The sequence below is a fragment of the Thalassolituus sp. UBA2590 genome (assembly GCF_002339775.1).
GTDB lineage: Bacteria > Pseudomonadota > Gammaproteobacteria > Pseudomonadales > Oceanobacteraceae > Thalassolituus.
The window spans coordinates 1-8,240 of sequence record NZ_DDKU01000073.1 but is presented as its reverse complement, the minus strand read 5'-3'; the positions used below and the strand labels follow the sequence as shown (position 1 = coordinate 8,240).

4 protein-coding genes, 6 tRNA genes and 3 pseudogenes are annotated in these 8,240 nt (G+C 52.0%); 4 read left to right on the top strand and 9 right to left on the bottom strand.

All coding sequences use genetic code 11. From position 1 onward, the window contains the following. Positions 1–4: 4 nt before the first annotated feature. From B2067_RS06790 to B2067_RS06755, 8 genes are all read right to left on the bottom strand, one after another. A tRNA-Asp gene (locus tag B2067_RS06790) sits at positions 5–81 on the bottom strand. Positions 82–109: 28 nt separating this feature from the next. Next, positions 110–185 (bottom strand) — tRNA-Val (locus B2067_RS06785). 201 nt (positions 186–386) lie between these two features. Beyond that, positions 387–463 (bottom strand) — tRNA-Asp (locus B2067_RS06780). Positions 464–468: 5 nt separating this feature from the next. Continuing rightward, positions 469–544, bottom strand: a tRNA-Val gene (locus B2067_RS06775). A gap of 173 nt (positions 545–717) precedes the next feature. Beyond that, positions 718–794, bottom strand: a tRNA-Asp gene (locus B2067_RS06770). Positions 795–836: 42 nt separating this feature from the next. Then, a tRNA-Val gene (locus B2067_RS06765) sits at positions 837–912 on the bottom strand. Between the two features lie 76 nt (positions 913–988). Next, positions 989–4,126 carry an efflux RND transporter permease subunit gene (locus B2067_RS06760; RefSeq protein ID WP_297530541.1) on the bottom strand — a complete coding sequence of 1,046 codons (3,138 nt, stop codon included), beginning with the start codon at positions 4,124–4,126 and terminating at the stop codon, positions 989–991. Further along, a complete protein-coding gene (locus B2067_RS06755; RefSeq protein ID WP_301387884.1) occupies positions 4,123–5,280 on the bottom strand; it encodes an efflux RND transporter periplasmic adaptor subunit in 1,158 nt (385 codons plus the stop codon). Before B2067_RS06755 ends, B2067_RS06760 begins: the two co-directional genes overlap by 4 nt. A 253-nt stretch (positions 5,281–5,533) precedes the next feature. Here B2067_RS06755 and B2067_RS16075 point away from each other — a divergent pair. From B2067_RS16075 to B2067_RS06745, 4 genes and pseudogenes are all read left to right on the top strand, one after another. Beyond that, positions 5,534–6,442, top strand: a pseudogene (locus B2067_RS16075) (ATP-binding cassette domain-containing protein); the annotation flags it as partial. Between the two features lie 141 nt (positions 6,443–6,583). Further along, a pseudogene (locus B2067_RS16070) lies at positions 6,584–6,907 on the top strand (ATP-binding cassette domain-containing protein); the annotation flags it as partial. After that, positions 6,908–7,504 (top strand): hypothetical protein, encoded by a 597-nt coding sequence (locus tag B2067_RS16065; RefSeq protein WP_414716530.1) that lies wholly within the window; start codon positions 6,908–6,910, stop codon positions 7,502–7,504. After that, the gene (locus B2067_RS06745) at positions 7,501–7,995 is read left to right on the top strand and encodes a hypothetical protein (RefSeq protein ID WP_301387883.1); all 495 of its coding nucleotides are present in this window, start codon (positions 7,501–7,503) and stop codon (positions 7,993–7,995) included. The genes B2067_RS16065 and B2067_RS06745 overlap by 4 nt, the downstream gene beginning before the upstream one ends. Here the strand turns inward: B2067_RS06745 and B2067_RS06740 are convergent. Next, positions 7,986–8,240, bottom strand: a pseudogene (locus B2067_RS06740) (hypothetical protein); the annotation flags it as partial. The gene B2067_RS06745 and the pseudogene B2067_RS06740 overlap by 10 nt on opposite strands.

The following is an 8,240-nucleotide window of genomic DNA, read 5'->3' as shown; positions in this document are numbered from 1 at the left end:
AAGATGGCGGACTGGACGGGACTCGAACCCGCGACCCCCGGCGTGACAGGCCGGTATTCTAACCAACTGAACTACCAGTCCGCATTGTATTCACTTTATTGCAAAGTGATGGTGGGTGATGACGGGATCGAACCGCCGACCCTCTGCTTGTAAGGCAGATGCTCTCCCAGCTGAGCTAATCACCCTAATAGGCTTTTCGCTTCGCTGATTGAGTTGTTACTGCGTTGTTCCTCGCTCGTCCCTTCGCCTACCAGTAGGTATGTCTCAGGGTACTCGCTGCGGTACGCCTTGTACCATTCTCAATCATCAAACCGCATCGAGAGCGGTGAAAGCATTTCAATTTTACTTCTTGAGAGAAGCTCCTTGATTTTCATCTAAGAGGAAGATGGCGGACTGGACGGGACTCGAACCCGCGACCCCCGGCGTGACAGGCCGGTATTCTAACCAACTGAACTACCAGTCCACATTTGGTGGGTGATGACGGGATCGAACCGCCGACCCTCTGCTTGTAAGGCAGATGCTCTCCCAGCTGAGCTAATCACCCAAACTTGTTTATCGCTTCGTTGATTGAGTTGCTACTGCGTTGTTCCTCGCTCGTCCCTTCGCCTACCAGTAGGTATGCCTCAGGGTACTCGCTGCGGTACGCCTTGTATCATTCTCAATCATCAAACCGCTTTGAGGCAGTAGATGCGATGAAACAAAAACTGTTTTTGAAGATGGCGGACTGGACGGGACTCGAACCCGCGACCCCCGGCGTGACAGGCCGGTATTCTAACCAACTGAACTACCAGTCCACTTTCAAAAACTGAGTCTTTTCAGACTCTTGCATCAGGATTTGGTGGGTGATGACGGGATCGAACCGCCGACCCTCTGCTTGTAAGGCAGATGCTCTCCCAGCTGAGCTAATCACCCATGCCCTGAAGCGAGGTCGCATTCTACTCGCGTCAGGGCGGATGTCAAACTCTATATGCAATTTTTTCTACTTTTTTCAGTGACTTGCATTATGTTCGTGGTCGCGGTCTTTATTGCGGTCGCGCCACACCAGCAATGCCGGGGTAAAGATCAATGTAAGCACGGTTGCGAAGGTCAGTCCGCCTGCAATTGCGGTCGATAATTGAGTCCACCATTGTGACGAAGGAGCGCCCATACTGACTTCTCTGTGGATCAGGTCGATGTTCCACTGCATCACCATTGGAATCAGGCCGACAACCGTTGTAACAGCCGTCAGAAGCACAGGGCGCAGACGTATGGCCCCCGTGCGCATAGCTGCGTCAAAGGCGCTAACGCCGGTCATACGGATCTGGTTGTAGGTATCAATCAATACGATATTGTTATTCACCACGATGCCCGCCAGCGAAATCACACCCACTCCGCTCATTACAATTCCGAATGGCTCACCACGGATCAACAGTCCCATGAGTACGCCTGCAACCGACAGAATAATCGCGCTCATAATCAGACCTGCCTGATAGAAGCTATTAAACTGAGTCACGAGCAAGGTCACCATCAGGAAGATGGCAATAGAGAAAGCGCTCATCAGGAATATGCCGGTTTCCATCTGTTGCTCAAAGTCACCGCGGAATTTCGGTTCAACCTCAGCTTCCAGCCAGTCGAATTCTTTCAGTTTTTCACCAAGCTCAGCGATTTTTTCGTTTGAGTTTACGCCCTCTACGACGTTCGCCGTGATCAGGTAACGACGTTTGCCGTCGACGCGCACAATATCGCCCGTTTTATTAATCGGTACGCGGGTAACAAACTGGCTGAGAGGTACCAGGCCTTTTGCTGTCTTGATATTAATATCGGTGAACAGGTCGATCGTGCGTTTCTGCTCTGGGTATCTGAGAAGAATATCGAGTTCTTCATCGGCGTAATCTGGCTGGAACTGAGTAATGACCTGGCCACCGGTAATCATACGAATCAACGAGCCGATTTCCGCAACACTCGCACCAAAGCGAACGGCTTCTTCGCGATCAATATCCAGACGCCATTCGACGCCATCAAGAGCACGGTCGTCGCGCACGTCTTTCAGTTCAGGGTCTTCCTTGAGAATGGGCAATATCTTTTCCATCATCGGAATAATATTGCTTTCACTGCGGCTGCTCAGTTGCAGCTGAATCGGTGGGCCGCCTGCCGGGCCGCCTTCTTTTTTGCGGGTCTCGATAATAATACCCGGCAGGTGCGCCGTGCGCTCTTCGATTTCTGTGAGGATATCGTCAGCGGTTCGCCGTGACTGCCAGTCGACTAACTCCAGCTGAATACGGCCAACCAGATCGGGCGGAGATGACTCCATACCACCACGCGGTGCCGTTACAAATACGGAGGTATAAATCGCATCGATTTCTTTCATGTCGAAGATTTCATATTCGACTTCTCTGACCAGCGCTTCGCGCTCGGCGAATGAGAGATTGCCACGGGCACGAACATCTACCATAGCGACATCCACATCTACCTCGGGAAAGAACTCGGTGCCGTGCCCACCAATGCCATAAATTCCGAAAGAAGCGGTAACAAACGAGAGAACAATGAGACAGGTTTTCCCTGGGCTTTCCAGAGCCTTGCGCAATACCTTCACGTAGCGGGCAGAGAACCCGCTCATCTTATGAAAGTCTCCGTTTTCAGCAGCGACAATCACATCCAGTGCTTCCTGATCATGATGCCCAGCACGTCCGAGCACCTTGCCTACCGCAGGAATCACAATCAGTGCCATGACCAGCGAGCCGGTGAGCGTAAAAAGCAGTGTCAGCGGCAGGTATTTCATAAACCCGCCCATAACACCCGGCCAGAAGAGCAGGGGAAGGAAGACCGCTAAGGTCGTCGCCGTTGAGGCAATAATCGGCCAAGCCATCCGGCGGGCGCCTTCGTTATAGGCATCGCGCGCCCGCATGCCTTCAGCCAGTCGTCGGTCGGCGTATTCAACAACTACAATGGCGCTGTCGACCAGCATACCTACAGAGAGAATCAGCGCGAACAGAACAACCATGTTAAGCGTATCGCCCATCGCGTTGATGGCCATAATCCCCATCAGGAAGGCACCGGGAATGGCGAGGCCAACGAGTACCGAAGAGCGCACACCAAGGCTGCCGAGAATCAGCAGGAATACAAGAAGCGTAGCCACCAGAACACTGTTGAACAGATCGTTCAACATGGTACGGATTTGTTTCGACTCATCCTGAATGATGCCGAGTTTTATTCCCTCAGGAAGCATATCTTTGGCAGCATCTGTAATGACCCGGACTTCATCCAGCGTCTCAATAATATTGGCGCCGATACGCTTTTTAATTTCCAGGGTAACGGCCTGGTGGCCGTTTACGCGTGCACCGGTAGAAGGGTCTTTAAAAGAAAGGCGACCTACGGCCACGTCCTGAAACAGAACCACTTCGTCACCGACAGATTTAACCGGTAGCCTCAGAAGCCCTTCAATATCGTTAATCCTGCCCGGAATTTTTACACTGAAGCGCCCTTGTTCATTATTAATGTCTTCAGTGGCAACGAGCAGGCTGTTGTTACGTAGCAGGTTACCGACTTCGGTAAGAGACAGACCATAGTTGTCCATTTTTGCAGGGTCGATAATCAACTCAGCGACCTGTTCGCGCTTACCTTTAATATCGACTTCCAGTACGCCCGGTAATGACTCAATGCGTTTTTTCAGTTCGTCCGCAGCCAGATAGAGAACGTGTTCGTCGACATCTCCTGCAACGGTAACCACCATCACCGGAAAAAGCGCAACGTTGATCTCACGGACAATAGGTTCTTCACTGTCGGCAGGCAGCTCACCAACGGCATCATTGACTTTGTTGCGTACGTCTTCGAGTGCATTGTCGATATCGACGTTGCTGTAAAACTCTAACTGAATAGACAGGTGCCCGAAGGTCGCGGTAGACACCATTTCTTTCAGGCCCTCAAGACCCTGCAGTTGAGTTTCCAGGGGTTCATAAAGCAAGGTATCGGCATCTTCAGGAGAAATACCATTATGAATGACCGACACGTAGACGTTAGGGATAGTTACGTCAGGCGAGCTTTCTTTCGGAATCGTAATAAGTGTTGCTGTGCCGGTGATCAGCATCAGCACAAACAGCATAATGACAGTGCGGTGCCGGTTGATAGCGGCTTCGATCAGACTTCTCATATTTCAGCGGCCTTCTGCTGATTATCGCCTGCGTCGTCATCCCGCTGAGTGCTATCGGTGTCTTCGTTTTTCTTAGAGCGCGAAGATTCCTGTTCTTTGGCTTCGACTTTCTGGCCGATGTCGACGAAGCCCTGACCCACCGTAATAAGACGAATGTCGCCCTCGGGGCCGTAAATCCAGATACCGTCGGTACCGGCTTCGAGGATATCGACGCTGACAATGACCACCCGGTTATCTTCATCAAGTAACTTAACCCCGAGGCCACCGTCTTCGGCGATAATCAGCAGGGCAGGCGAGATCTCGTAGGCATCCTGTTTACCTTGAGGAATTATTAATGTTGCGGTCTGGCCATCATAGAGGCCCGCACGGTCACCTGTGACTTCCATCTCTACGGCGTATGTGCGGGTGTCTGCAGAGGCGGACGCAGCAATAAAGCGGATAGTGCCTTTTACACGCTTGCCGGTTGGTAATTCTGCGTAGGCTTCAGAGCCAACACTCACGTCATTAATCGACTTTTCAGACAGAGCACCTTTAATCAGCATGGTGCGGTTATCAATGACGCGCACCAGCGCTGTACCTGGTGATACGTACTCACCTTCTTCGACGTAGCGTTGGTCATAGATACCGTCAAAAGGGGCTTTTACGCGCGTGGCATCGAGATCGAGTTTAATGTCGGTCAGCGCGGCTTCCGCTTCTGCCAGTTCGGACTCTGCGATCACTACCGCAGACTGGTTCGTCAGGTCACGATCAAACAGGTTACGTGTGCTTTGCGTTTCGAGTTTACGACGCTTGAGTTGTGCTTCTGCCTGTTTCAGGCGAGCGGGCAGGTTGCGCTGATCGATCTCAAGCAATAACTGGCCTTCATTGACCTGCGTGCCTTTTGTTGCTGGCAGGCCGGTCACTTTTCCGCTGACCTCAGCCACAATATCCACCGCGCGGTTAGCTGCGACATGCGCAGAGACTTTTACCGAGCGTTCTTTGGTTTCAGGTTTGAGTACTTTATAAGCCACCATCAGGTTGAGCTCTTCCTGAGAGAGCGGCCGCTCTGTGACATCTTCAGTATGTGCAGGGCCGGTTGCCACCCACAGAACGAGAATGAACAGGATCGCCAGTGCGACTTTGTGTGAGAAGCTCAGCTTCAGTGCGTAACTCATAATACTTTCCTGAAATCCGGGGGCGCCAATACGGCATTCCCTCTGTCTTAGCCGCCATGTTTTTGAAACGGGACACGCCGGTGGCTGTTTTTGTACCTGCGGGATATGTTTAAAACAATGGCCGACCATAACATTTAACGTTACAGATTGTTGCAGATGCAGGACAATCATAGTTGAAGATCCCACTCAGGCCTCATCGTTACGTTCGCAGGCACGCTCGCTCGCTGATACTATGCGCGCCAGCTAATTGGGCATGGTCAGCATGCCACAACATATATACAAGGCTCTATTAATGGTATTAGTCAGACTACAGCAGGTTGAGCTGGCATTTGGTGACCATGTTCTACTGGATAAAGTCGATCTCGATGTACAGAGCGGTGAACGCCTGTGTGTCGTCGGTCGTAATGGTGAAGGCAAGTCGACGCTGCTTAAAATCATCAACCGTGAAATTACCCCGGACGATGGGGGGGTTCAGTATCGGGATACGCTGCGTGTTGCGGCTTTGCAGCAAGAGCTTCCTAAAAGTGTCGACGAGTCAGTCTACGATGTCGTCGCCGATGGCATTGGTGACCTTGGAGCGGTACTGGTGCGATATCACGAAGAAACGGCTCGTGGTGCCGACGCTGACCTGAAAAAGCTGGAGACACTTCAGACAAAAATCGAAGCCGCTGATGGCTGGCGTATCCAACAGCGTGTAGATGCCATTATTCAACGCCTGAATCTTCCTGCAGAAAGCCGCTTCAATGAGTTATCTGGCGGCTGGCAGCGTCGTGTCATGCTGGCGCGGGCACTGGTGACTGATCCTGAATTACTGATCCTCGATGAGCCAACCAACCACATGGATGTTGAAACCATCGAGTGGCTGGAAGAACAGCTCAAGCAGTTTAACGGCGCTTTGGTATTTATCAGTCACGACCGGGCATTTGTTCAGGCGTTGGCTACACGTATCGTCGATCTGGACCGGGGTAACCTTTATAACTGGGTGGGTGATTACCGCGGCTTCTTAGAGTTTCGTGAAAAGCGTCTGGAAGATGAAGCCACCCAGAACGCCTTATTTGATAAGCGCCTCGCCGAAGAAGAAAAGTGGATTCGCCAGGGCATTAAAGCTCGTCGTACGCGTAACGAAGGCCGCGTTGAGCGCCTGAAAGAAATGCGCAAGCAGCACTCGGCGCGTCGTGACCGCGTTGGTACAGCCAACATCAGCATGACCGGCTCTGAGAACTCAGGTAAGCAGGTGTTCGAACTGACCGACGTCAGCTACGCCTGGAAAGACGTCAGCCAGGTCAAAAATTTCTCGACCATAGTCATGCGCGGTGACCGTATCGGCTTAGTCGGCCCGAACGGGGTGGGTAAAAGTACCTTATTAAAGCTGTTACTCGGAAAGCTGCAGCCTCAGTCAGGCAATCTCCGCACGGGCACCAAGCTCGAAGTTGCGTATTTCGATCAGTCGCGTGATGTGCTGGAAGAAGATAAATCCATTGCCGACAACGTCGCAGATGGCAAAGACCACGTAGTCGTAAACGGTCAGAGCCGGCATGTGATTGGTTATCTGGGCGACTTCCTGTTTCCACCAGAGCGGGCGCGTACGCCGGTTAAAGCGTTATCCGGTGGTGAGCGTAATCGCGTGATGCTGGCCAAGCTCTTTCTGAAACCCTGCAACCTGCTGGTGATGGATGAGCCGACCAACGACCTGGATATCGAAACGCTGGAACTGCTAGAAGAGCGCCTGATCGATTTCGACGGCACGTTATTACTCGTATCGCACGACCGTGCCTTTATCGATAACGTCGTTACTCAGCTTTGGGTCTTTGATGGCAGTGGCCATATTGATGAACATGTCGGTGGCTACAGTGACTGGCATGAGCGTACCGGTGGTCATAAAAAAGTACAGAAAGCCGAAGCACCGGGGCAGAAAACCGCTGATAAAAAGCCAGAAGCACAGCCCGAAACTAAGTCGGAAGCGCAGTCTGACAAGAGACCTGCTGAAAAAGCGGAAAAGAAAAAGCTGTCGTACAAGCTTCAGCGTGAACTGGATATGCTGCCCGAGCAGATTGCCACGGCGGAAGCTGAGCGGGATAACATTGTTGCCGTGACCGAAGCGGCAGATTTCTACAGCGGTGATCAGGATCACGTGCAGGCAACACTGGCAAAACTCGCTGAGATCGAAGAGCAACTGGAGGCGCTTGAAATGCGCTGGCTCGAACTTGAGGAGATGACCGAATGATCTGGCCAATAGCAATACTGGTAGGGCTGGTCGTATTTGGCTCTATTTATTGGTTAAAACCGAGCCCGCGTGATAAGCGTTTGGCAGATCTGCGTCTGGATGCGATAAAGCGCAAGCTTCATGTGCGCCAGTACACCTTTAAACCTGACTCGGCGAAAACCGGGATTCGTGACGCCTTTACAGGAACGAACTACACCCTCATGGACCCGAAACCGAAAAAGCGCGATAGCGGTGAGCTTTTGTGGCGCGTCGTTGGTCAGCAAGGTTGGGATAGCGATGGATTGCCAGAAGGGCTTGCCTGGCATGATCAGGGCAGCGAACAGGACGCTCAATTACTGACACGCCTTGTGAAAGAACTGCCGGATGATTTGCTGTTGCTTGAGGTATACAGCAACCGGGTGACTATGATGCCGGCAGAAAACAAGACGGCCAATGCAGCCGCCTATGAAGCGTTTCTGACTGAGATACTGAACTCAGTTGTTCACTCGTAAGAAGCAGCCAGCTGGTGGAGCGCTTCAACGATACTGTCGTTGTAGTTAACCACCAGAAACGGCACCGAGTTTTCGTTGTAGTTCGAAATAGAACGACTCAAAAATTCCCACTTGTGACGGATGGCACTGACGCGTAGCTCGTCTTCCTCAGGAATAACTGCATCCAGCTTGTCCAGAAGCTGCTCAAATTCCGCAGCCATCTCTTTCGGGCTCTGCTCCTGATACCCGACGAATACTTGCCCCAA

What these genes read in the sequence shown, in the direction of transcription:
- B2067_RS16065 (WP_414716530.1), top strand. Translation starts at nt 6,908, where the DNA reads ATGCTGGCCAAGCTCTTTCTGAAACCCTGCAACCTGCTGGTGATGGAT.
- B2067_RS06745 (WP_301387883.1), top strand. Translation starts at nt 7,501, where the DNA reads ATGATCTGGCCAATAGCAATACTGGTAGGGCTGGTCGTATTTGGCTCT.
- B2067_RS06760 (WP_297530541.1), bottom strand. Translation starts at nt 4,126, where the DNA reads ATGAGAAGTCTGATCGAAGCCGCTATCAACCGGCACCGCACTGTCATT.
- B2067_RS06755 (WP_301387884.1), bottom strand. Translation starts at nt 5,280, where the DNA reads ATGAGTTACGCACTGAAGCTGAGCTTCTCACACAAAGTCGCACTGGCG.